The sequence below is a fragment of the Haloarcula sp. Atlit-120R genome (assembly GCF_003665885.1).
Classification (GTDB): Archaea; Halobacteriota; Halobacteria; order Halobacteriales; family Haloarculaceae; genus Haloarcula; species Haloarcula taiwanensis.
This window is the reverse complement of the sequence record NZ_QPLN01000001.1, coordinates 802,098-824,788: the sequence shown is the minus strand read 5'-3', so window position 1 is coordinate 824,788 and position 22,691 is coordinate 802,098. Positions and strand designations below refer to the sequence as shown.

24 protein-coding genes are annotated in these 22,691 nt (G+C 64.9%); 12 read left to right on the top strand and 12 right to left on the bottom strand.

The features are described from left to right. Positions 1-72: 72 nt before the first annotated feature. Entirely contained in the window at positions 73-645 is a 573-nt protein-coding gene (locus DVK01_RS04260) for a cysteine hydrolase family protein (RefSeq protein WP_121511366.1), read from the top strand. Positions 646-648: 3 nt separating this feature from the next. Continuing rightward, on the top strand, positions 649-1,131 hold the full coding sequence (locus tag DVK01_RS04255; RefSeq protein WP_101351051.1) for a DUF4385 family protein: 483 nt from the start codon (positions 649-651) through the stop codon (positions 1,129-1,131). Here the strand turns inward: DVK01_RS04255 and DVK01_RS04250 are convergent, their stop codons facing one another. Continuing rightward, complete coding sequence (locus DVK01_RS04250; protein ID WP_101351050.1) at positions 1,132-1,986, bottom strand: hypothetical protein; 855 nt, start codon at positions 1,984-1,986, stop codon at positions 1,132-1,134. Positions 1,987-2,214: 228 nt separating this feature from the next. On the opposite strand from DVK01_RS04250, the gene DVK01_RS04245 reads away from it, so the two are divergent. Together DVK01_RS04245 and DVK01_RS04240 are read left to right on the top strand one after the other, a co-directional pair. Continuing rightward, positions 2,215-2,898, top strand: coding sequence for a lipoate--protein ligase family protein (locus tag DVK01_RS04245; RefSeq protein ID WP_121511367.1), 684 nt, complete (start codon positions 2,215-2,217; stop codon positions 2,896-2,898). 24 nt (positions 2,899-2,922) lie between these two features. Beyond that, positions 2,923-4,254, top strand: a complete 1,332-nt coding sequence (locus DVK01_RS04240) for a dihydroorotase (RefSeq protein ID WP_101351048.1) — start codon at positions 2,923-2,925, stop codon at positions 4,252-4,254. On the opposite strand, the gene DVK01_RS04235 is transcribed toward DVK01_RS04240, so the two are convergent. From DVK01_RS04235 to DVK01_RS04215, 5 genes are all read right to left on the bottom strand, one after another. Next, a complete protein-coding gene (locus DVK01_RS04235; protein WP_121511369.1) occupies positions 4,246-4,611 on the bottom strand; it encodes a hypothetical protein in 366 nt (121 codons plus the stop codon). The two genes, DVK01_RS04240 and DVK01_RS04235, sit on opposite strands and share 9 nt — an antisense overlap. Then, complete coding sequence (locus DVK01_RS04230) at positions 4,611-5,540, bottom strand: ABC transporter permease (RefSeq protein WP_101351046.1); 930 nt, start codon at positions 5,538-5,540, stop codon at positions 4,611-4,613. Before DVK01_RS04230 ends, DVK01_RS04235 begins: the two co-directional genes overlap by 1 nt. Continuing rightward, positions 5,537-6,619 (bottom strand): ABC transporter permease, encoded by a 1,083-nt coding sequence (locus tag DVK01_RS04225; RefSeq protein WP_101351045.1) that lies wholly within the window; start codon positions 6,617-6,619, stop codon positions 5,537-5,539. The genes DVK01_RS04230 and DVK01_RS04225 overlap by 4 nt, the downstream gene beginning before the upstream one ends. Before the next feature lie 20 nt (positions 6,620-6,639). Beyond that, positions 6,640-8,376 (bottom strand): ABC transporter substrate-binding protein, encoded by a 1,737-nt coding sequence (locus tag DVK01_RS04220; RefSeq protein WP_101351044.1) that lies wholly within the window; start codon positions 8,374-8,376, stop codon positions 6,640-6,642. A gap of 97 nt (positions 8,377-8,473) precedes the next feature. Further along, on the bottom strand, positions 8,474-11,146 hold the full coding sequence (locus tag DVK01_RS04215; RefSeq protein ID WP_121535541.1) for an ABC transporter ATP-binding protein: 2,673 nt from the start codon (positions 11,144-11,146) through the stop codon (positions 8,474-8,476). A gap of 86 nt (positions 11,147-11,232) precedes the next feature. Between DVK01_RS04215 and DVK01_RS04210 the strand changes: the two genes are divergently transcribed. Further along, complete coding sequence (locus tag DVK01_RS04210; protein ID WP_101351042.1) at positions 11,233-11,751, top strand: hypothetical protein; 519 nt, start codon at positions 11,233-11,235, stop codon at positions 11,749-11,751. Positions 11,752-11,768: 17 nt separating this feature from the next. Here the strand turns inward: DVK01_RS04210 and DVK01_RS04205 are convergent, their stop codons facing one another. Both DVK01_RS04205 and DVK01_RS04200 read right to left on the bottom strand, forming a co-directional pair. Then, positions 11,769-12,209 (bottom strand): hypothetical protein, encoded by a 441-nt coding sequence (locus DVK01_RS04205; RefSeq protein ID WP_101351041.1) that lies wholly within the window; start codon positions 12,207-12,209, stop codon positions 11,769-11,771. Positions 12,210-12,220: 11 nt separating this feature from the next. Continuing rightward, entirely contained in the window at positions 12,221-12,952 is a 732-nt protein-coding gene (locus DVK01_RS04200; RefSeq protein ID WP_101351040.1) for a DUF5806 family protein, read from the bottom strand. 123 nt (positions 12,953-13,075) lie between these two features. Here DVK01_RS04200 and DVK01_RS04195 point away from each other — a divergent pair, with 123 nt between their 5' ends. Both DVK01_RS04195 and DVK01_RS04190 read left to right on the top strand, forming a co-directional pair. After that, complete coding sequence (locus DVK01_RS04195; protein ID WP_101351039.1) at positions 13,076-13,447, top strand: universal stress protein; 372 nt, start codon at positions 13,076-13,078, stop codon at positions 13,445-13,447. Further along, positions 13,444-13,965 (top strand): GNAT family N-acetyltransferase, encoded by a 522-nt coding sequence (locus DVK01_RS04190; protein WP_101351038.1) that lies wholly within the window; start codon positions 13,444-13,446, stop codon positions 13,963-13,965. The genes DVK01_RS04195 and DVK01_RS04190 overlap by 4 nt, the downstream gene beginning before the upstream one ends. Here DVK01_RS04190 and DVK01_RS04185 read toward each other — a convergent pair. Continuing rightward, positions 13,962-14,396: a universal stress protein gene (locus tag DVK01_RS04185; RefSeq protein WP_101351037.1), complete on the bottom strand. Its 435-nt coding sequence runs from the start codon at positions 14,394-14,396 to the stop codon at positions 13,962-13,964. The genes DVK01_RS04190 and DVK01_RS04185 overlap by 4 nt on opposite strands. A gap of 124 nt (positions 14,397-14,520) precedes the next feature. Here DVK01_RS04185 and DVK01_RS04180 point away from each other — a divergent pair, with 124 nt between their 5' ends. The 4 genes from DVK01_RS04180 (at position 14,521) to DVK01_RS04160 (ending at position 19,291) form a co-directional block, all read left to right on the top strand. After that, complete coding sequence (locus DVK01_RS04180; RefSeq protein ID WP_101351036.1) at positions 14,521-14,985, top strand: universal stress protein; 465 nt, start codon at positions 14,521-14,523, stop codon at positions 14,983-14,985. Positions 14,986-15,081: 96 nt separating this feature from the next. After that, positions 15,082-17,391 carry a PAS domain S-box protein gene (locus DVK01_RS22085; protein WP_199722309.1) on the top strand — a complete coding sequence of 770 codons (2,310 nt, stop codon included), beginning with the start codon at positions 15,082-15,084 and terminating at the stop codon, positions 17,389-17,391. Between the two features lie 84 nt (positions 17,392-17,475). Next, a complete protein-coding gene (locus tag DVK01_RS04165) occupies positions 17,476-18,567 on the top strand; it encodes a DHH family phosphoesterase (protein ID WP_101351034.1) in 1,092 nt (363 codons plus the stop codon). Positions 18,568-18,853: 286 nt separating this feature from the next. After that, a complete protein-coding gene (locus DVK01_RS04160) occupies positions 18,854-19,291 on the top strand; it encodes a hypothetical protein (RefSeq protein WP_101351033.1) in 438 nt (145 codons plus the stop codon). Between the two features lie 7 nt (positions 19,292-19,298). Here DVK01_RS04160 and DVK01_RS04155 read toward each other — a convergent pair whose 3' ends face one another. Further along, positions 19,299-19,730, bottom strand: a complete 432-nt coding sequence (locus DVK01_RS04155; protein ID WP_121535538.1) for a DUF5807 family protein — start codon at positions 19,728-19,730, stop codon at positions 19,299-19,301. A gap of 104 nt (positions 19,731-19,834) precedes the next feature. On the opposite strand from DVK01_RS04155, the gene DVK01_RS04150 reads away from it, so the two are divergent. Continuing rightward, positions 19,835-20,260: a dCTP deaminase gene (locus DVK01_RS04150; protein WP_121535535.1), complete on the top strand. Its 426-nt coding sequence runs from the start codon at positions 19,835-19,837 to the stop codon at positions 20,258-20,260. A 24-nt stretch (positions 20,261-20,284) separates the two neighbouring features. On the opposite strand, the gene DVK01_RS04145 is transcribed toward DVK01_RS04150, so the two are convergent. Together DVK01_RS04145 and DVK01_RS04140 are read right to left on the bottom strand one after the other, a co-directional pair. Beyond that, positions 20,285-22,180 carry a hypothetical protein gene (locus DVK01_RS04145; protein ID WP_121535532.1) on the bottom strand — a complete coding sequence of 632 codons (1,896 nt, stop codon included), beginning with the start codon at positions 22,178-22,180 and terminating at the stop codon, positions 20,285-20,287. Continuing rightward, entirely contained in the window at positions 22,177-22,659 is a 483-nt protein-coding gene (locus DVK01_RS04140) for a hypothetical protein (protein WP_101351029.1), read from the bottom strand. The genes DVK01_RS04145 and DVK01_RS04140 overlap by 4 nt, the downstream gene beginning before the upstream one ends. Positions 22,660-22,691: the final 32 nt, after the last annotated feature.

Sequence of the window (22,691 nt, the reverse complement as noted above, 5' to 3'; positions counted from 1 at the left end):
TTGTGCGTCTGTTTGCGCGTCTGAACTACCGTCGGAGTAACTTTCGTAGTCTCGCCCCGCCAAAGCTCCCGTATGGAACTCGACCCAGCACAGACCGCCCTGGTCGTCGTCGATATGCAGAACGGCTTCTGCCACCCCGATGGAAGCCTCTACGCACCGGACAGCGAAGCGGCCATCGAGTCCTGCACCGAACTCGTCGACCGTGCCCGTGACGCTGGCGCGAAGATTGTGTTCACCCGCGACGTGCATCCGCCCGACCAGTTCGAAGACACCCACTACTACGACGAGTTCGACCGGTGGGGCGAACACGTCGTCGAAGGTTCTTGGGAGACTGAACTCGTCGAGGACCTCGACCCGCAGGACGAGGATCTGGTCGTCGTCAAGCACACCTACGACGCCTTCTACCAGACGGAACTCGAAGGCTGGCTCGACGCCCACGGGGTCAAGGACCTGGCTATCTGTGGCACGCTCGCGAACGTCTGTGTGCTCCACACCGCTTCCAGTGCCGGCCTGCGCGACTACCGCCCGGTCCTCGTCGAGGACGCCGTCGGCTACATCGAGGAGGAGCACCGCGAGTACGCACTGGACCACGCCGAGTGGCTGTTCGGTGAACTGACTGACCGTGACGACCTCACGTTCGCCTGACCGATGGGCGAGGACCCGGTCCACGGCGACGTCGGCGAGGTCGATGACGGTCCCGAGTACGACCTGAATTTCCGCAACCACCCAGAGCACTACCGACACACGGCCGATGAGCAGGGCGCATTCAAAATCGAACCGTACAAGAGCGAACTGCTTCCCGACTGGACAGTCGCCGACCTCGACGGGGCGACGACGGCCGCCGAATCTATCCACGACCGCTACCGTGAGTACCGCGACAATGGAGAGTTCGTCGGGATGGACATGGCTCGCAAGTACCTCCAGATGGGGTGGACGCGGGCGATGCGTTACGCAAAATATCCGGGCGGGCAGAAATACGTGGACGGCGAGCAACGCGAACCGCAGGAGTGGTACGACCCGGAGAAACGCGAGATAGCGCTGGCGTACAAGGAGCACCTCGATGCGGTCCGCGAGGACCCGGCTTACGAACAGGCGAGGCAGGCCCACGCCGAGCGCTACGGGGAGTCGTAGCTACGCGGCGTCGTCGCCAGTCGTGTCCCGTTCGATACTCACCCGCACCTCGTCGCCGACGGCGAGGTCGACCTCCTCGCCGACGAGCTTCGCGCCGAAACGCTCGCGGCCACAGAACAGCGCGATACCTGTTATTGGGTCGCCGTTTGCCAGTACGGTCAGGTCGTCCCACGCGACCGTGCGGCCGTCGGCTGTCCCGACACCCGCTCCGGCGATAGCGGCGGCCGTTGTCCCGTCACTGGACAGCAATCCCCCGCCCGAGTAGTGTGGCAAGCCGCCGTCGAGGACGCCTGAATTGTCGCCGTCGATATCGTTAGCGATGCCAGCGAAGGAGTCACCGGGTGCTGGATGGACCGGCTCGTCGAGTCGGACCCACGTTTCGCCGCCGGCGACGACGGTCCCGGTCCCGTCCCACGACAGCGGCGTCACGTCCACTGCCACGTCGACCGGCAGCGACCCCGACGCCCGGTAGGGGTTCGTGCCGGGGTCACGGAAGCCGAGATGGATGTGGTTCGGGACCCACGGGGCGAAAAAGCCCGCCCGGACCAGTTCTCCGAGGTCGTCGCCGACGGTAACCGTCTCACCGGGTTCGACGGCCGGGTCGACGTGCAGTAACCGCGCTACAGTATCGCCAGTATCAATCACGATGAGGTGGTCGTGCTCGGCGGCGTAGGCCTTCGGTGGGGCCTGAACCGTCTTCGTATCGACGACCTCGCCGGCGACCGGCGACGGCGCGCGCTCGCCGTCGGGGTAGAGGTCGATGGCACACCCCTCGTCGTGGGCGTCGAACGGCGAGTTGTACAGGGAGAACCGGTAGTACTGGAAGAGCACGTCTCGCGATATCGTGACGACCATCGGCGGCGATTAGGCGTGTACCGGTATGGCTCTGTCGTCCAAGCGTTCAAGACGGATGACGTGACCACTGGTTCGTGTGCGCTGACGACCACCGCGGCGGGGGCAGCGGGTGTGCGACACGTCCCGCCGCGACGGCCACGTGTCGCCTGTTCGCTCTCTGCCGTCGAGAGAGATTCGTCTGCTGAACTGGCGGACCGTTTTAATCCCAAGGGTCCGTACAGTCTGCCTATGCGTCTGCTGCGGGGTCGCACTGCCGACCCCGAAACCGACTTCGAGCGGACCCGTGAGATGGCCGAGACGGTCGCCGAAGACCGCGAACCAGCCCTGCGAGCCTGGCGACCGCACAGACAGGTCGCGTTCGGCCGCCGTGACGCGAACAGCGACGGCTACGACCGAGCGTGCCGGGCTGCCCGCGACCAGGGGTACACCGTCATCGAGCGCGCTGTGGGGGGCCGCGCCGTCGCATACACCGGATCGACCGTTTCGTTCTCTCTCGCCGTCCCGACCGAGGACCCGCGAGGGACGATCGACGACCGCTACGAGTGGACCAAAGCCGCTGTAAAACGTGCCCTCGATGACTGCGGTATCACCGCTCGGACCGGGGAACCAGACGCCGCGTTCTGTCCGGGGAGCCACTCGCTTCAGGCTGACGGCAAAATAACTGGACTCGCCCAGCGCGTCCGCCAGTCTGTCGCCGTTGTCGGCGGCATCGTCGTCGTTCGGGACCACGAGGCCATCGCAGGGGTGCTGGCCCCAGTCTACGAGGCACTCGATGTCCGGTTCGACACACAGAGCGTCGGGAGTGTCGCTGATGCTGGAGGCACCGACGACCCTGACCGAGTCATCGCGGCGCTGGAGCAGTCGCTGGCTGACGGCCGCGAGGTGTCGGTGAGCGCTATCCGAGAGACTTAGGGGTGCGCCCGGCCGACAGGGCGTATGCTCATTCGTAACGCGACGCTGCCGGACGGCCGCCAACGCGACGTTCGGGTGCGTGGCGAGTCAATCGTCGAAGTCGGCCGCGATCTCGCCGCGTCCGACGAGCACGTCATCGAAGCGACCGGCAAGCGGCTGTTTCCGGGAATGATCGACGCCCACGTCCACTTCCGCCAGCCCGGCTACCCGCACAAGGAGACGTGGGAGAGCGGGTCGCGGGCCGCGGCAGCCGGCGGCGTCACAACCGTTGTCGACCAGCCAAACACCGACCCGCCGACTATCGACGGCGAGTCGTTTGACCAGAAAGCCGAGTTCGCTGCTGACTCTATCGTCGACTGGGGTATCAACGGCGGCGTTACGGCCGACTGGATTCCGAACGTCCTCCTGCGCCGTCGCCTGTTCGCACTCGGCGAGGTGTTTCTCGCGGATTCGACCGGCGACATGGGTATCGAGGCCGACCTCTTTGCCGATGCGCTGAACGCTGCCACCGACAACGACGTACCGGTCACGGTCCACGCCGAGGACGCCGACTACTTCAACGACGATGCCAAGGCCCGCGATGACGCCGACGCATGGAGCGCGTTCCGGACTGCAAAGGCCGAAGAGAAAGCCGTCGAGCGGGCCTGTGCAGTCGCGAAAGAGCACGACGCGACGATACACATCGCCCACACGTCCACGCCGGAGGGCGTCGACATCGCCAGCGAAGCCGGGATGACGACCGAGGTAACGCCACACCATTTGCTGCTTTCCCGGCGTGACCTCTCTGAGCTGGGGACCTTCGGGCGGATGAATCCGCCCCTGCGCCGCGAGAAGCGCCGACAGAAACTCTACGAGCGCGTCGTCGACGGCACCGTCGATATGATTGCGACGGACCACGCCCCACACACTCGCGAGGAGAAAGACGCCAGCATCTGGGACGCGCCGTCGGGCGTCCCTGGCGTCGAGACGGTCCTCCCGCTCCTACTGGCCGAAGCCCGTGACCCGGACAGCGGGCTCACCTACGAGCGCGTTCGCGACCTCACCGCACGCAATCCTGCCGACGTGTTCGACATCCAACAGAAGGGGGCCATCGAAGCCGGAAAGGACGCCGACCTCGTGCTCGTTGACACGACCGAAACGAGCGATATCAGCGGTGAGACGCTCCACTCGAAATGTGGCTGGACGCCGTTTGAGGGCTACGATGCGGTGTTCCCTGAATGGACGATGGTCCGGGGTACAGTTGTCTACGAGCGCGGCGACGCGCTGGACGCTGCCGACACAACAGCCCAGGAAGATGTGTTCTACGATCATCAGGGCGAGAACGTCCGGGGCGCGGACAGCGAACGACTAGAATAACGCCGCGACGACCGACGTCCCGACCATTATCCCGCCGCCACCGCCACAGAGTCGTGCCATCGCCCGCCGCGAATCGCGCTCGGTCCAGTTGCTCCGTGTGTCCATGTGTTCCTGCATAGCTTCGATGCCGCGGCCGGCGAGTATCGACCCTGACCAGCCCAGCAGGCCAAAGCCGAACACCAGTGCGCCGAGAGCGAACACCGTCGCTTCACTCGACCGTGCATCACCGGTGTACAGCGTCCAGCCCGCCATGCCGAGGCTGCCAAGCAGGAAGCCGACGCCCAGCCCACTCCCAACCAGTCGCGCCCGGGCCGCGACGTACTGCCGGAGCCGCGGTGGGTCACCGCGCTGGGCCATCAGTCGACCGCTTCGCGCATCCGTGGATCGAGTGCGTCGCGCATTCCGTCACCGAGCAAGTTGAACCCTAGCACGGTGATAGCGAGGAACAGCCCCGGGAAGAAGGAGAGCCACCACTCCCCTGTCAGGAGGCCGTTCTCGACACCACGGGATAGCATCAGGCCCCACGACGGCGTCCCTGCCTGCGCACCGAACCCGAGGAACGACAGCGCCGCGAGGTCAATGATGGCGAGTCCGAAGTTCAGCGTGGACTGGACGGTAATCGGCGCGAGCGTGTTCGGCAGGATGTGCCGGACGAGAACCCGCGGATCGGTCGCGCCAAGCGCGACCGTGGCGTCGACGTACTCGTCTTCGAGCACTTTGAGCGCGGCCCCACGGACGACCCGGGCGAACCGCGGCGTGTACACCAGCACGAGCGCCACCACGGCCCGCCAGAGACCGAGGTCCCGCGGGAAGATGGCGACCAGCGCAAGCGCGAGCAACAGCGGCGGGAACGCCAACAGCACGTCCATCGTCCGCATGATGACGTTATCGGTCACGTCGCCGTAGTACGCCGCGATAATCCCCAGACCGACGCCCACGGTTGTCGAAGTCCCGACTGTGATCGTCCCGAACTTCAGGGCCAGCCACGCACCGTACAGGCTCCGCTTGTAGATGTCACGAGCCGCCGCGTCCGTGCCGAACAGCTGCTGGTTCGCGGGCGCTGGACCGAGCCAGCCGGGCGGCGCGCGGTCGGCAATCTCGGTGCCCAACTGCGAGCTCGTGAGCGCGCCGAAGTCGTATGTCACGCGGGCGTAGATGGCGACGGCCGCCATGCTGAGGATAATCGTCAGCCCGACGACGGCGAGGCGGTTCGTCAGCAGGTCGGCGAGGAACGGAGACGCTCGCAGGCGTCCCAGCGTGCCCCGTGTCTCGGTGTCCGTACTCATTGTTGAATCCGTGGGTCGAGGTAACTGTAGGTGACGTCGACGAGGAGGTTCACGAGCGTGAACAGCAGGGCAAAGGTGAGCACTGTGCCCTGAACCACCGGGTAGTCAGAGACGCCGATGGCGGTGACGATGGTCAGCCCCATCCCGTTGATACCGAACACGGTTTCGGTCAGGACTGCCCCGCCCAGCAGCGTGCCGAACTGGATACCGATGACGGTGACGACCGGAATCAACGCGTTCCGGAAGCCGTGTTTCATCAGCGTGATCTTCGCACCCTGCCCTTTCGCCCGCGCGGTCCGGATGTAATCCTGCCGGATGACTTCGAGCATCGAGGAGCGCATCATCCGGGAGATGAGCGCCGTCGAGTAGACGCCGATGACCACTGCCGGCAGGAACAGGTGATGGATCGCCGAGAGGAACGCTTCGGTGTTCCCGAGCAGAATCGTGTCGACGGTTATCATCCCAGTCAGGGGCAGTTCACGGCCCAGCAGCGTCCAGGTATCGGGGAGGAATAGCGTCGATTTGATACGGCCGCTGGTCGGAAACACGTCGAGATAGGTCGAGAACAGTAGGATGAGCAGCGGTCCGGACCAGAATATCGGCACGGAGATGCCGGTCAGCGCACCGATTCGGGTGACGTGGTCCGTCAGCGAATCCTGCTTGACTGCCGAGATAATGCCCAGTGGCAGACCGAGCAGGATGCCTGCCGCCTGGCCGTATATCGCGAGCTCGAGCGTGATTGGGAGCCGGTCTGCGATGACCGAACGAACGCTGTTCCCGCGACTGATGCTGTAGGACTGGCCGAAGTCGAACCGCGCCGCGTCCCACAGGAAGCTCAGGTACTGCTCCCAGAGCGGCCGTCGAAGTCCCAGCTCAACACGTATCTGTTCTAGCTGTTCGGCCGACGCTCGCTGGCCGGCGATGACGATAGCCGGGTCGCCCGGGGCCAGGTGGAGAATCGCGAAGACGACCGACGCCACGCCGAACAGCACAGGGATGAGCAACAGCAACCGCTTGATGACGAACCGTGGCGGTACCACCGGCTCGATCAGCCTGAAAAGAAACTGTGTCCAGTTCATTCGAAAGTTCTCTTGAAGCGCTACTGCAGCTCGACCGTGTTAAGATACGGGCCACCGACGGAGCTGACCGTGTAAGAATCTTCGACGACAGCCTCGTTGACCGCCCGGAGCGTCTCTGCGTAGTCGATGAACACCCATGGTGACTCGTCGTAGGCGATCTGTGCGGCCTCCTCGTACATCGTCTCGCGGTCGCCTTCGGCGTAGGTCCGCTGGGCCTCGCGGACGAGCTCCATGTAGTCGGTGTTGGCCCACCCCGAGACGTTGAGCGTCGAGTACCCCTCGGTGTCGAAGCTGACCCAGTCCTGGCCGTCGGGGACGGCGTCCATCTCGACTTTCGGGTCAAGCAGGACGTACATGAAGTTGTCCGGGTCGGCGTTGTCGGTGTACCAGCCGAGGAAGCAGGCGTCGTGTTTCCCGGCGGAGGTGTAGTCCAGGTACGGTCCGAAGTTGGAGAACTGGTTGATGTTGACCGTCAGGCCGATGTCCTCCAGGTCGGATTTCACCTGGTTTGCGGTCTGGACCGGGCTGGGGTTGTATCCCCGGGGATTCGAGAACGTCGCGAGTTCGAACTCGAAGCCGTCACCGTAGCCCGCCTCTTCAAGCAGTGACCGGGCCTGGTCTTTGTCCGTCGAATACGGGTCGAGGTCGTCGTTGTGCCCGAGCACGTCGGGTGGGAGTGGCTGGGAGGCCTGCGTTGCAAAGCCCTGATAGATCTGGTTGACGATGGCCTCGGTGTTGACGGCGTGGGCGATGGCCTGGCGGACCTGCCGGTCCCGGAACGGCTCGAACCGGGCCATGTTCATCGCCATGTAGCCGTGGTTGATGCCGTTCTTCCGCAACAGCGTCGCCGTCCCGCTCTCCTCTGCGCGCTGGAACCCGGAGGAGTCGAGGTTGTCCGTGATGTGTGAGGCCCCGTTGATGACGTCCTGTACCCGCGTGCTGTTTTCGGTGATTGTCTTGAAAATGACCGTCCCGACGTTCGGACCGTCGCCCCAATAATCGCCGTTGGCTGTCAGTCGGATGCGCTCGTTCGGATTATCGAGCGTGTCGAACTGGAAGGGGCCGGTCCCCGCAGGTTCGGCTCCGAGGTCAGCCTGACTGTCGCCCATCGCTTCGATCTGGGCCTTCGAGAGGACGGCCGCGGCGAACATCGCCAGGTTCCGCAGGAACGGGGCGTACCGTTGCGTGAGTTCGATCGTCAGTTCGTAGTCCTGGCTCGCGTCGACGCTCTCGATCCAGTCGCCCAGCGTGAACGGGCCGTACCCCGACCGCGTCTCGTCGCCGAGGTAGTACTGGTAGTCGCTCTGGGTGAACCGCTGCCAGGTCGCCTTGAAGTCCGACGCGGTGAACTCCTCGCCGTTGTGGAACATCACACCCTCTCGGAGCGTCAGCGTCGCGGTGGTTCCCTCGAGAGAGTAGTCGGTTGCGAGCCCATCTTCTAGCTGGCCGCCGCTTCCGGCCGCAAACTGGATGAGCGTATCGAATATCTGGTTTGTGACTTTCGCGACTTCACCGCTAGTCGTCTGCTGTGGGTCGTAGTTCTCCGGGTGGTCGCCGCGGGCGTACACGAGCGTCTGGTCGCTGCCCCCGTCGCCGCCGTCGCCACCATCGCTTCCAGTGCCGTCGCCACCGTCTCCACCTTCGGTTCCGCCACCATCGCCGCCGTCGCCGGAACAACCTGCGAGCGTTGCGGCCGCCGCGGCACTGCCGGCCGCGGTAAGGAAGCTCCGTCTGTCCAGAGAATCACCGGATGACATGGGACTTTGTTCAAACAGATCTATTATAATTGTACCGGATAGAACAATGATTCTGTTATATATCTCCTGAGAGTTATGTGCAGCTAAGTAATATTACTCAGGTGCTGTCGCCGTCTTCCTGTTCGTAAAGGTGACAGGCTGCTGGGTGGGCGTCCGGCTGGAGTTCGGGATGTTTCGTCTCACAGACGCTCTCGAATCTATCGCGTAGCACCGACGCGGCGGCGTCCCAGTCTCCGTCCGCGAGATGCTCGATCGACGTTTCGACGACGCGACGATTCTCTCCGGTCAGGCTCGTTTCGAAGAACCGGTCGACCATTGTCTGTTTGAACGCTGCCACCGGCACCTGTTCTGTACCGTTTGGCGCTTCAGCGAGGTCCGCGCCACCGTCCGTCGCCGCTGTGGCGCTGTCGGCTTTGCCGGCCTGCTCCCGAACCGCATCGATGGCGATGGCCTCGTCCTCAACCCGCTGCCGGTAGTCCATTACCTCGCGGTAGGTCTCCTGTTCGATATCGATATCTGGCGGGATGACCTCGGGACAGCGAGTTCGGAAGTGACAGCCCGACGGCGGGTCAATGGGCGACGGGACATCGCCTTTCAGCAGTATTCGGTCGGCCTCGACGGTCGGGTCCGGCTCCGGGATCGCCGACATGAGCGCCCGCGTGTAGGGGTGTTTCGGGTCCGCGAACAGGTCCGGCGTGTTGGCGATTTCGACGACCTCACCGAGATACATCACGGCGACGCGGTCACAGATGTGGCGCACCACACTGAGGTCGTGGGCGATGAACAGGTACGTCAGGCCGAACTCATGCTGGAGGTCTTCAAGGAGATTGATTATCTGGGCCTGCACGCTCACATCCAGCGCCGAAACGGGTTCGTCACAGACGATGAAATCGGGGTCGACGGCGAGCGCGCGAGCGATGCCGACTCGCTGGCGCTGCCCGCCCGACAGTTCGTGTGGATAGCGGTCGTACTGGTCTGGGTCGAGCCCCACTGCCTCCATGAGGTCGGCCACCCGTTCGACACGCTGCTCGCGGCGGGAGCCGTCCCCGGTGTCCGCCGGGAGGTCGTGGATTTTCAGCGGCTCCATAATCGTCTGGCCGACGGTCATCCGCGGGTCGAGGCTCGACATCGGGTCTTGGAAGATCATCTGCAGGTCCCGACGGACTTCCCGCAGACCGCCCTTGTCGAGCTCCGAAAGGTCTTGTCCGGCGAAAACAACCGTTCCGTCTGTCGGCTCGAGAAGCCGGAGGATGGTCCGGCCGGTCGTCGATTTCCCACAGCCGGACTCGCCGACGAGTCCCAGCGTCTCGCCCTCGTAGATGTCCATCGAAACGCCGTCAACGGCTTTGACTGACTCCGGTTCGTTGCCGATGTACTTGTCCAGCAGGTCGTCGGCCCGCGAGAAGTGTTTTTTCAGCCCGTCGACCTCCATGAGCTGTCTGTCCGTTCGCGTCGTCTCCGTCGCGGCAACACCGGCGTCGCCGGTGCCGTATTCGTCCGTATCGAACGATTCGAGGATACATTTCGAGCGGTGGGTGACGTCGTCCGGCCCGTGCTGGAGATATGGAATTTCGCCCTCACGACACTCCGGCTGAGCCCACGGACACCGGTCGGCGAAGTGGCACCCTTCGGGCATGTCGATGAGGCTGGGGACGTTCCCCTCAATCGGAGTCAGCCGGTCTGTCCCCTCGCCGGGTATCGATTCGAGTAACGTGTACGTGTACGGGTGTGACGGGTTCTGGAAGATCTCCTCGACCGGTCCCTCTTCGACGATCTCGCCGGCGTACATCACAGCGACACGGTCGCAGGTCTCCGCGACGACGCCGAGGTCGTGTGTGATGAACAACACCGACATCCCGAGGTCCGCCTGCAGGTCGTCGATGAGGTCCAGAATCTGGGCCTGAATCGTCACGTCGAGCGCCGTCGTCGGCTCATCGGCGACTAGCAGCTTCGGTCGGCACGCCAGCGCGATAGCGATGAGCACGCGCTGGCGCATCCCGCCGGAGAACTCGTGGGGGTACTCGTCGACGCGGTCGGCCGGTTCCGGGATACCGACCTCTTCCAGCAGTGAGATGACATCCGAACGGATCTCCTCGTCCATTTCGCCGCTCCGGCTGATCGAGGGCGTGATTTCACGGACGGCGTTGAACCACGAGTCGTTTCGCTTGTTCCCGTAACGGTGGAGGCGAAGGCTCTCCGCGACCTGTTCGCCGACTGTTATCGCGGGGTTCAGCGATGTCATCGGGTCCTGGAATATCATTCCCATATCGCCGCCACGGATGTCCCGCATCACCCGCTCCGGGGCTGCCGTCAGATCGACGTAGCCGTCGGTAATCGTGACGGGCGCGTCGCCGCTCTCCGAGAGAGCTTTTTTCGGGGCTTCCCGGATGAACTGTGTGGCGAGTGTCCTGTCGTCGGCTGTCGTCTCAACCGATTCGGGGAGACGACTCCGGTCGACCGTCGCCGCGTCGATAGTGATGAAACCGCTGTCGCTGTCCTCTGTCCGTACGGCTTTGGGATACTGCCGGGACAGCCGCGTGACGGTCTCAACTGCGCCGAACCGGATCTCCCCACCGGCGATGTGACCGGGGTCATCGACGATATCCATCGCTGATAGCGCTGTGACGGATTTCCCCGATCCGGACTCGCCGACCAGACCGACGGTTTCCCCCTCCCTGACGGTGAGGTCGATGCCGTCGACGGCTTTGACGGTGCCGCGGTCCGTCTCGAACTGGGTTCGGAGGTCAGATAACGTTAAGAGGTCGCGCATCTGTCCCCCACTTCTCAAAATACCAGTAAAACTGTTGTGCCACTATCCCACCAACAATTTATCCCGGCCGCCGCCACACTCGACGTATGAACGACCCTGCCGACCCCGAATCTAACCCCTTCGGCCGTGTCGTCGGTCACTGGGAGCAGGTCATCGACGACATGGCGGCGACGGCAACACAGTACCGCGACGACGGCCGCGAGGCTATCGAACTCCACCCTGGCGACGTGACCGTGCTGACCGGTGAGCCGCGGACAATGGCCGAACAAACCGGCGAGTACGAGCCAGAGACCCGGCGACTCGGCTTCGATGTCGTGGTTTCCGGCGACGAATTCCGGCGGGTCGCCGACGCGCTCGAAGACCGAACCGTCGACCGCTCCGAGGTGTTCCGGGCGACCGGCGACGGGATGGTGTTCCTGCTCGTCGCGCTGGAATGTGGCGACGACCTCGCCGTGCTCGTGCCGCTGTACTACGACCAGACCGACCGCGCGGACCTCTCGCAGGTCGCCGACGACCACGGACTGTACTCACATATCCGCCCGCTTACCGACGACGAGGTGGTCACCGTCAGCCACGAGGACCCCGAGCCGTTTTTCCCAGGCTGAACCCCGTCCGAGAGCGGTCACCGACTGCGCGACGGCGACCTCTCTCGGACTCGGGTCAGCCGGTACGCCGGCACGTCGAAGACGATGCCATAGAGCAGTCGGTTGCCGATGACACCGACACCGAAGCCCGAGAGGACGGCCGAGAGTACGAGCGTTATCGGCGACCCGGAAAGCGTTACGAGGCCGGCGACAGCCCCGGCAAGCACGATGAACGACGCCAGTGCAGCGACCTCCGGGTAGACACCCGGGACCGCGTCGTGTTCAACGACCGCCATCGCGATTCCCGTCAGGAGTCCGAACCCGACAACCACTGCCAGTACATCGACCAGCGCTGTCCCTGCCTCCGCATAGCCGAGCACCGCGCCGCCGATGCCGATGGCCAGGTCCGTCCGTAGCACTTTCTGTGTCGCTTCGTGGGCCGACATCGACGGCTGTGCATCGGGGTCGATGTCGTCCATCTCAGCCCTGCCTACTCGTCGACCTGGAACTCATTGCCACACTCCGGACAACACACCTCGTCGTGTCGCAGCGCCGCCGACTGCTCGCGGACTTCCCGCATCACCGAGGAAATCCGGTCTTCAGCCTCCATCTCGTCCTCGACGGCGAGGTCGACGCCCTCAACTTCGAGGAGGAACTTCGCGACCTCGGTCGCCTCGTACATCACGTCGTCGAGGTCCTCAGCGGTGAAGAAGTCACACATCGCACCGTAGAGGAACGTCGCCCCGGCCTTCCGGACCTTGTCCTCGAAGGCCGCGCGGGCCTGATTGACAGCCTGTGGGGTGTACGTGTCCGTCATGAACGGGACGAGTTCGGGGAGGTTCTCTCCGATCTTCGTCATCTCGACGCCCGTTTCGGTCCGGAAATCGGCACAGAGACGGGCGATAGCCCACTCACGGGCGGTGATGTACGTCCGGTCCCGGAGAAAGTCGTTTGCGCGGTCGTAGGTCCCGCCCTCAATTTTCTTGAATCGGTCGTACTTCTGTACGTCCGACGGGATGTCACCGGCTTCCGACACCGGCGTCTCGCTGCCTTGATCGGACGGGTCTGACTCTTCAGTGGCCGACTCGGTGGGGCTGCTTCCCGTGGTGTCGCCATCGTCGGCCCCGTCGTCCGCGGCCGCCGCCTCGCCCGGCTGGTGGCCGGCCGAGCCATCGTCTGCCGCCTCGACATCCGTCTCGTCCGGCGGTGCGCCCTCAGTCATAGCCGAGCATGCGTGCCCGCGGCGAAAAAGGGTATCGCCGTATCGCCGCCGTCCCGCTGTCGTTGTCTTCTTCCAACAGTTCAGCCGGGTGGCTTTTTTACCGCTCCCATACATGGCCCGAGTATGAAAATACTGCTCGGTGTCGGGGGCAGCGACCTGTCCTACCAGGCACTGACCGAAACACTCGAACGCGTCGCCGAAACAGGTGACGAGCTGACTGTCGCTGTCTTCGAAAACGAAGACAACGACGCCGATATCGAGGCGGTCCAGCAGCGGATACAGGAGCACATCGACGAAAGCGGGCTCGAACCGGCGCTTCGACGCGTCGAAGGCACTTCTCCTGGAAGTGAGCTGGTGAACATCGCCGAGAGCGAGGGGTTCGATAGAATCGTCCTCGGTGGCGGCGGTCGCTCGCCGCTCGGGAAGATACAGCTCGGCCCCATCGTCGAGTTCGTCCTCCTGAACGCACAGACGCCGGTGACTCTCATCCGATGACTCGCACGTACCCAGACGAATCCGCCGAAGCGTTCCCACAGCCACCGCGGACGCTCACCGACCGTGAGGACCGTTCCATCGACGTCATCCCTGCCGACGACGCCGACACGCAGAGTCTCGTCGAGATGTATCTCGACTTCGACCCCGCCGACCGGGCGCAGGGTATCCCGCCGGTCAAAGAGGAAGCTATCCGCGAGTGGCTCGAAACGATTCTCGACGGCGACTGTGTCAACGTCGTCGCCAAACACGATGACACTGTTGCCGGCCACGCGACGCTGGTCCCGGACAACGAGGACGAGCACGAACTCGCTATCTTCGTGTTACAGAGCTACCAGGGCGCTGGTATCGGAACGGCACTGGTCGAGACGCTGCTGGGGTACGGCCAGGCCGAAGGTATCGACCACGTCTGGCTCACCGTCGAGCGGTGGAACGACCCGGCGATATCGCTGTACGAGAAGGTCGGGTTCGAGATCAGTAGCGCCGAGAGCTTCGAGATAGAGATGGCGATCCGGCTTTAAACTGTAAGGACCGGCTGGCTGGCGTACTCGATGACGTAGGTCGCCGCGCGCCCGACGGCCTCTTCGCTTCCCTCCTCGCGCGGGACGACGATGAAATCCGCGTTGACGTCCTCTGCCACGTCGAGGACGACACTGCCCGGTGTTTGCATCAGTCGCGTCTCCGAGAACGCGGTCGCGGACGACGTTTCGAACGCACCGTCGTGGGCGTCGCGGAACCGCTCTCGGATGCTCTCAGTGAACGCTCGATGCTCCTCGGCGATCGCGGTCGCGCTCACGTTGCCGCTGTCGATATCCCGGTGGAGCCGTTCGTCGATGACGAACAGCAGGTGGAGATCGGCGTCATACCGCTCCGCGACGGCGATCGCGTACTCGGCCGCTCGTTCCGACTGGTCGCTGCCGTCGACCGGCGCGAGTACGAGGTCGATGTCCATCACTCGCCACTGTGACCCCGGCCGGCAAAAATCCACCGGGGTTCGCGCCACCCCCGCAGTGGCATCCGGAGCGTCCCTCGCCGTGACCAACAGTGTATTTAGTCGCGGCTTCGATGCGTGGTGTATGTTCGATACGGTGGTCATCGCCACGGACGGCTCCGGCAGCGCAGAGCGGGCCGTCGAAGCGGCGCTGGACCTGGCGGCGCGCTTCGACGCAACTGTCCACGGGCTGTACGTCGTCGACACCGGCGAGGTTGAGACGACTCCCGAAGAGGTTCGCGAGGCGCTGGAGCGCGCGCTGGCGACCACTGGCGGCCGCGCCCTCTCGTTTATTCTGGAGGCCGCTGACGCCGAGGCAGACGAGGAGCTCGTCACTGCCGTCCGTGAGGGCGACCCGGCCGACGAAATCTCCAAGTACGCGGTGGAACACGACGCAGATGTCATCGTCAGCGGGACCCGCGGCCGCCACGGTGAACACGGGTACCTGCTGGGGAGCGTCGCCGAAGAACTCGTGCGGGAGGCCCCGATGCCGGTGCTGACGGTCCGTCAGCTCGAAGGCGAGCCGAATCCCGAGCGAACCGAGGTCTGACGCGCTGCTCGAAGCGCCACGGCATAGGCCACACCGTCCGATCGACAGAATATTTGACAGTAAGGTTATTGTTATCTGCCGCGTATAAATGCTGAGATGCATCGGCAAGTCCGCGTACTCCACGTCGACGACGACCCGGAGTTCGCTGAGGTAGCCGCCACGTTTCTGGAACGCGTGGGCGACGGCTTCAGTGTCGAGACGGCGGCGAACGTGAGCGAGGGGCTCGCGCGTCTCGCCGAGGCGTCGTTCGACTGTGTGGTTTCGGACTACGATATGCCTGAGACGAACGGTATCGAGTTTCTGGAGGCCGTCCGGGCGGAGTATCCGGACCTGCCGTTCGTTCTATTCACCGGGAAGGGAAGCGAGGAGGTCGCCAGCGAGGCTGTCTCCAAGGGTGTCAGCGATTACCTCCAGAAGGGACGCGGCACCGAGCGGTACACCTTGCTCGCGAACCGAATCCAGAACCTCGTCGCGCAACACCGCGCGGAGGCGGGGCTGGAGTCACGTATCGAACAGCAGTCGGTCCTGGCGGCGTTGGGAGAGTCTGCCCTCTCCGGCTGTGGGCTACAGACGCTGTTCGAGGAGACAGTGGCACTCGTGTCGGGCGCCCTCGGCACGGAGTACTCCAAGGTGCTCGAATACCGCTCCGACAGCGACGACTTCCTGTTGCAGGCCGGCGTCGGTTGGCAGGACGGACTGGTCGGGAACGCGGCCGTCGGGGCCGACGAGGAGTCCCAGGCCGGGCATACGCTTCAGGTCGGCGGCCCGGTCGTCGTCGAGGACCTGCGCACAGAAGATCGCTTCCGCGGCCCGCCGCTGTTACTGGACCACGGCGTCGTGAGCGGTATCAGCGTCGTCATTGGCGAGACCGACGACCCGTGGGGCGTCTTCGGCACTCACTCGACCGACCAGATCACGTTCACCGACGACGACGTGACGTTCGTCCAGAACGTCGCCAACCTGCTGGGGACCGCTATCCAGCGCCAGCGGTCCGAGCAGCGCCGACGCGAGAGCGAGCGCCGGTTCCGCGAGATAGCGGAGGTCAGCCCCGACACGATATTCCGTCTGGACACCGACGGCGTATTCACCTACGTCTCCCCGGTCATCGAATCGCTGCTCGGCTACGCCCCCGAGGACCTCGTCGACACTCCATTCCAGACATACGTTCCGGACGAGAGCATGGAAACGGCGTTCGACGGGTTCTCTCGGGTCGCGGCCGGCGAAACCGTCCGCGAATTCGAACTGCGTCTTATCGACGCCGACGGAGACTTGATTGATGTTGAGGTCAGCGCCAGCCCGGTCACGCACGACGGATCCGTTCGGTTCGTACAGGGACTCGTGCGGGACGTAACCGAGCGGACGAAACGCGAGCGCCGCCTCCAGCGACTCAAAGCGCAGTACGAGACGCTTATCGAGAACCTCCCCGAGATGGGTGTGTTCCTCTTTGACCGCGACTGCCGGTACACCGTTGCCGGCGGCGGTGAACTTTCGTCTGTCGGCCTCACATCTGCCGACTTCGAGGGAGCGACGGCACACGACCTGTTCCCCGAGGCGATTGCCGACGAACTCGAACACTACTACCGCGAGGCGCTGGACGGCCGCTCCCACCGGTTCGAACAGCAGTACCAGGACAGGCAGTATCAGGTGCAGACGCTGCCCGTCCGGGACGACGACGGCGAGGTCATCTCCGGGCTGGCGGTCTCGGAAGATATTACCGAGCGGCGAGAGCGCCAGCAGGCGCTCGAACGCCAGAACGAACGCCTCCGGGAGTTCGCTGGCGTTGTCAGCCACGACCTCCGGAACCCGCTGAACGTCGCCCAGGGGCGGCTCGAACTGGCCCGGACCGAGTCTGACAGCGACCACCTCGACGACGTCGCCGCGGCAATCGAGCGGAGCCACCGGCTCATCGACGACCTGCTGACGCTCGCCAGCAGCGGCGACGAGGTCACCGAGACGGAGGCGCTCGACCTCGGGGCACTCGCCGAGGGGTGCTGGCGGAACGTCCCGACCGGCGACGCGACGCTTTCGGTCCGGACCGAACAGACGGTCGTGGCCGACCGGGGCCGGCTCGAACAGCTCCTCGAAAACCTCGTTCGGAACGCCGTCGAACACGCACGCCCCCAGTCGGCGATGTCGTCGGACGACACAGACGGGAACGCAAACGACCTGACGGTGACCGTCGGTGCGCTTGCGGGCGGGTTCTACGTCGAGGACACCGGCCCCGGAATACCGCCAGAGGAGCGCGACGAGGTTTTCGAGGCAGGCCACTCGACTGCCGTGAACGGAACCGGGTTCGGGCTTCGAATCGTCGAGCAGATCGCCGACGCCCACGGGTGGACGGTCACCGTGACCGACAGCGAGTCCGGCGGCGCACGGTTCGAATTCCACGGTGTCGAGACGGCGTGACCGACGCGCCGACACACCGCCGTGGCAGCGTCCTGTCACGGTCGAACCCGACGGCTTCTTGACGCCACGTCCGCTTGCTGGGGCATGGACGATTGGCTCATCGACGACGACCGCCTCTCTATCGGCCGCAAATCCGTACTCCCCGGTGAGGGGTTCTTTATTCCGGATTCCTACGAGGAAGAGCAGGCCGAGGCCGAAGCCGCCGAGACGCTGGACGACGCTGGCGTCATCGTTATCGCCGACCCGGACGCCGACGGGCTGGCCTGTACTGCACTGATTCGTGAGGCACACGGTGAGGGCGCACTGCTGCCCGCCGGCCCGCACGAACTCACGGAGGCGCTCGAATGGACCGCCGAGTACGCCGACCCCGGCGCGACCGTCTTCGTCTGTGACCTCTGTCCCGACCGCGAGTCCGACATCGCCCCGCTCGGCTCGCTGGTCGACACCGCCCAGCGGGTCGTCTGGTTCGACCACCACCAGTGGCCCGATGACCTCGCAGACGACGTGGATGCGGCTGGTGTCGAACGCACCGTCGGCGACTCCGACGAGGTGTGTACTGCCGACGTGGCGCTGTCGGAGCTCGACTACGACTTCGACGACCAGTGGGCCGACCTCGCCGCCGTCACCCGCGACCACGACCTCTGGATACGGGACGACCCCCGAAGCGACGACCTCGCGGACCTCTCGTACTGGAGCGAACCCGAGGAGTACATCGAGGCAGTCCGCGACCACGGCCCCGACCTCTCTCCGGAGTACCACGACTTCCTCGACGAGAAGCGCGTCGAGAAGGAGGCGCTCATCGAGAAGGCCGTCGAGCGGGCGGAACTCCGCGAGGTCGGCGAGTGGACGGTCGGCGTCACCTACGGCCGCTGTTCACAGAACGAGGTCGCCGAGGCCCTGCGCGAGCAGGGGGCCGACGCCGCCGTCATCGTCAAGCCCGCCGGCTCCGCCTCCATCCGCGGCACGGAGAACTTCGAGCGCGCCCACGAGGTCGCCCAGCAGGTCAACGGCGGCGGCCACCCGAAGGCCGCGGGCTGTAAGCCCGACATCTACGACGACATGATGGACTACGCTCACCACTGGACGACACAGGGCGCGGTGGCGAAGCAGGCCATCGTGGACGCGTTCCGACGGCTTCCCGAGGAAGGGGAAGAAGGCGTAGACACCGACCGCTGAACCGCGCTCGAACATCGAGAGAGCGCGGCCTTTTTCGCCCACGTTTTTGCCGCGAGTGGTGGCCGGAGGCCACCCGAGCGGGAAAAAGGTGGACTCGGACGACACAGGGCGCGGTGGCGAAGCAGGCCATCGTAGACGCGTTCCGACGGCTACCGGAGGAAGAAGCGGAAGGCGTCGACACCGAGCGCTGAGTCGGTAGAACCCGACAGGCGGACCCGCGAGCGAAGTGCCGGTGAGTCTTGCCCGACGCAACGTTGATTTATCTCTCCGCCGTCACTGCCGGGTGATGCCCGAGTCCCTCCACACGCGAATCGTACGCGAGACGGCCCTGCGACGGCGACTCGGAAGCGCCGTCGCCGTCGGCGCGACGCTGCTGGTCCTCGATGGCTCGATACGGTACGCAACGGCCGTGGCCGCGATGGCCTTCTGTGTCTGGCTCGCCGCCGACTCCGCGCAGGTCGTTGTCGGCGACTACGCCGACCACGTGGTGTTCGGACTGCTCGTCTTCGGTTTCGTGGCGTACACGGCCGCGGCCGCCGGCCCAACGTGGGTCGTCGTCCCCGGGGCGCTGCTCGGCGGCTGGTTCCTCCTCGACGGTATCCAGCACCTCCGCCACGGCGTCACCCGCGACGAGGTCGGGGTGCCGTACTCACACGACGGCGGCCCCGTGACCGGCCTGCCCAAGGCACTGCTCGTCCGGCTGGCCGAACCGTTCCTGCTGTAACTGCCGGCTACTCCCCGACGACCCACTTGTCGCTGTACCGTTCCCCGCAGGCACACACCGCGTAGGCGTGAATCACGTCGCCCTCGGCGTAGAGGCCGCCCACGTCCTCGTTCTGTTCCTCGGCGAAGGCAAAGATAAAGCGGGTCGTGTGGTCGCTCTCCGGTTCCTCCTCGGCGACCGGACAGACCGCGCCGGTCAGGTCGTCGCCGATGTCGCCCTCGGTTCCCATCGCCTCTTGGGCCAGCCCCATCGGGTCGATGCCGGTCGCCGACTGGAACGCGCTCCGGCCGTCGTCGCCCGGCAACACGAGGACGTGTCCGTCCTCGACTTCGTCGGCGTACTCGGCCAGCGCGCCCGGGTTCGAGACGGCGTCCTCGTGGAGAAAGAACAGCACGTCTTCGGACCGCTCGCCGGCCAGAAACTCCGTGTGTTTGGTCATGCAGACAGGGAGTCACTCGCCGGGCAAAAGTGCCGCGTTCCTCCCGCAGGCCACCGCCCCGTCGTAGCCTCACTTTTAGGCACACTCACGGCATACAGTCACACATGACCGACTTCACGGAGTACGTCACGGACATCGTCCACGAACCGACCCAGACCGACAGCCCGGGGTTGGACCTCACCGTCGCCGAGGTGTACGAAGTCGTCGAGCCGGGGCGCATCGACTTCGGCGGCGGCGAACTCGACTCGGCTGGCGTCACACCCCATTCGAGCGAGAAACGAGACCCGGCTGACGACTACGAGTGGTGGACGCTACGGGGTGGCCAGTACCTCGTTGAGTACAACGAATCGCTGACCGGCGAGGCGACGGTAACGCTCCAGCCGCGGACGGAACTGCTCGAACGCGGGGCGACCCATCCGACGCTGCACGTTGACACGCTTTCGCGCGTGCCGCTGTCGGTCGGCGGCGCAGGGCTGAAGCTCAAGGAAAACGCCCGAGTCAGCACGATTGTGGCGGCAGACGAGCAGTGACCCATCCGGTCCCGACTGCTGCTTCTACCAGTACGACGGCGTGCTTCCGTACAGCCGCATAAAGTGAAACCGTTCGCTCACGGCCCGCGAGAGCGGGAGGAGAAAGTCACCAGTATCGGGGAACAGCGTGACACCGGAGATGAGGAGATAGACCGCTGTCAGCCCAGCCGCGGCACCGAGAACGGCAGCTCCGGTTGACTCGAACCCGCCGACGGCTGTGTCGAGGAGTACCCAGAACCCGACGACGGCAGCGACCGTCAGCGCGGTGAGCGCGTACAGCTGGACGGCCTCGCCGAGGACTAGATCACCGACCGCAATCGCGCTGAGATAGAGCGGGACGCCGGCCAGGACCGCAGTACCGAAGCCGACCACGGCCGACCGCCCGGCGGTTTCGAGGGCGCGCCGAACTACCGGTATCCGTATCATCCAGTAGACGCCGACTGCGTAGAGCGGGTGGAGATACCGCATCGTGAACATATGGTGTAGCGGGAGTGTCGTGAGCGCCAGCCCGAGTAACAACAGGACGTACACCACGGTGAACGCATCGACGACAGTAACAGGGGCCGTCTGTCCGGCGAGACGTGGCCGCCGGAGACTGGCCCCGCGAGCGAGTCGACGGGCGGCGAGCAGGGGATAGACCACGACGGCACCGAGCAGCGGCATCGATTCGAGGACACTGAGATTTACCGCGGCGTCCTGTGGCGGCAACAGACTGTCGGTGTACCCGTGTCGAATGAATATTCGACCCATCCGTTCGGGGGCAAGTAGGACGGCGTAGGACGCGCCGAACTGGCCGAGAATTCGCGACAGCACGCTGCTGCCGGAACCGGACTGCCCGCTGTTGGCGTCGCTCCCGGCCGTCACGCCCGCTCCGCCGTCGCCGCTGAGCACGTCACCGCTGTATTCTGGCAGTAGCCGGGGTGGTTGCAGCGGCTCGCCGGAGATGGCCAGGTTCGTCAGGAAAAACGGGACCAGCGAGACAGACAAGGTGAGTCCGACCACCAGCAGCTCCCGGGGGTCGTTGGACCGGGCGGTCGGCAGGTCGACGGCCGCGATGGCCACCAGCAAGAAGAACCCCTCGGGTGCGTGAACCCACGTCACGGGGCCAACCCAAGCGTAGGTGAGCGCCCTGAAGCGTCTGGCGACGGTCGCGGACGCAGCCTCCCGGCTTCGGTAGAGAGTGTAGAGCACACAGACCACAAACAGCGCGGTGACGCTGTGGCGCTTCGGCAGGCTCGCCCAGAACCCTATCGGCGTCGCGAACGCGGCCGTCAGCCCGGCAACCACGCCCAGCCGGTCGGTGTACAGACGACTGACCAGCCGATAGAGGACGACGGTAGTGAACGCCGCTGCCAGCGCCGTCGTACACTGCAGCGCCAGTAGCGGGTACCAGTACGGCGACAGCGGCGTCGCAACGAGTAGGTTACCGACGAAGGCGACGGCTCCGACGGCGGTCCCGATTAGGATACATAGCCGTCGTCGGTCAAGCCAGACGCCGGCACCGGCCGCCGCTCCAATGACGACGAACGACCAGAGACCAACCACTACGACTTGGACATCCGCCACCAACGAGACGGCTTCGAGTGCAAGCAGCCAGGCGGCGGAGACGACCACAATGCCGTAGTTCCGGCCGTACACGCGGCCGTCGACGAGGTACGTTCCCGGTGAGGCCCCGGACGCGGGGCCGTACACTGCCCGATCGATGAACAGGTGGCCGTCGGCGACGCCGACGAGCGTATTCGCGAACGTGAACTGGTCGTTCGAGAAGAACCCGAGCCGCCAGTAGAGTCCGAACCACGCGAGCGCAGCGAGACAGAGTGTTGCCCCGATGTAGTTCCCGAATGCCACACGGAGCACTGCGACCCCGAAGGTGTCGGTATCGACGCCGGTGTCAGGCGTGAACCGCTCGCGGACGCTCATTGCTGGACCTCGATTGTTATTTGCTTCACTGTGATCTGGCGCTCCCTGTCGCCTTCCCGGATCCATATTGTCAGAACCGCGTCGTAGCTACCCCGGTTGATCCGTTGTGGACTGATGCCGATGGGCTTCGGCCGGAGTCCCATCCGCGTCCCTTCGGTCCCGGCCAGCTCGTACCGGCTCGTCGCGGTGATCCACAGCGACGGAATGTCGATGGTGTACCTGACGGCTGGGTTCCCAGCGACACGGTCTACGGTCAGCACTGCTGGCGGTGCGTCCAGATGGTACCGGCCGGACCCGAACCGTCCCCGTTCGAGGGTAACCTGTTCGGTCGGCACAGAACCGACGGTCACGGCGGTGCTTCCGTCACCCACCGGCGGTCCCTCCTGTGTGACGTCCACCGCGCCAACGAGTGGTCCCGACGCGACGGCGAGAATAGACACGAAGAGCGCGAACGTGGCCGGCACCACCCACTCAGTCATAGCGTACCCGACATTGACTACCGTCGTATTTG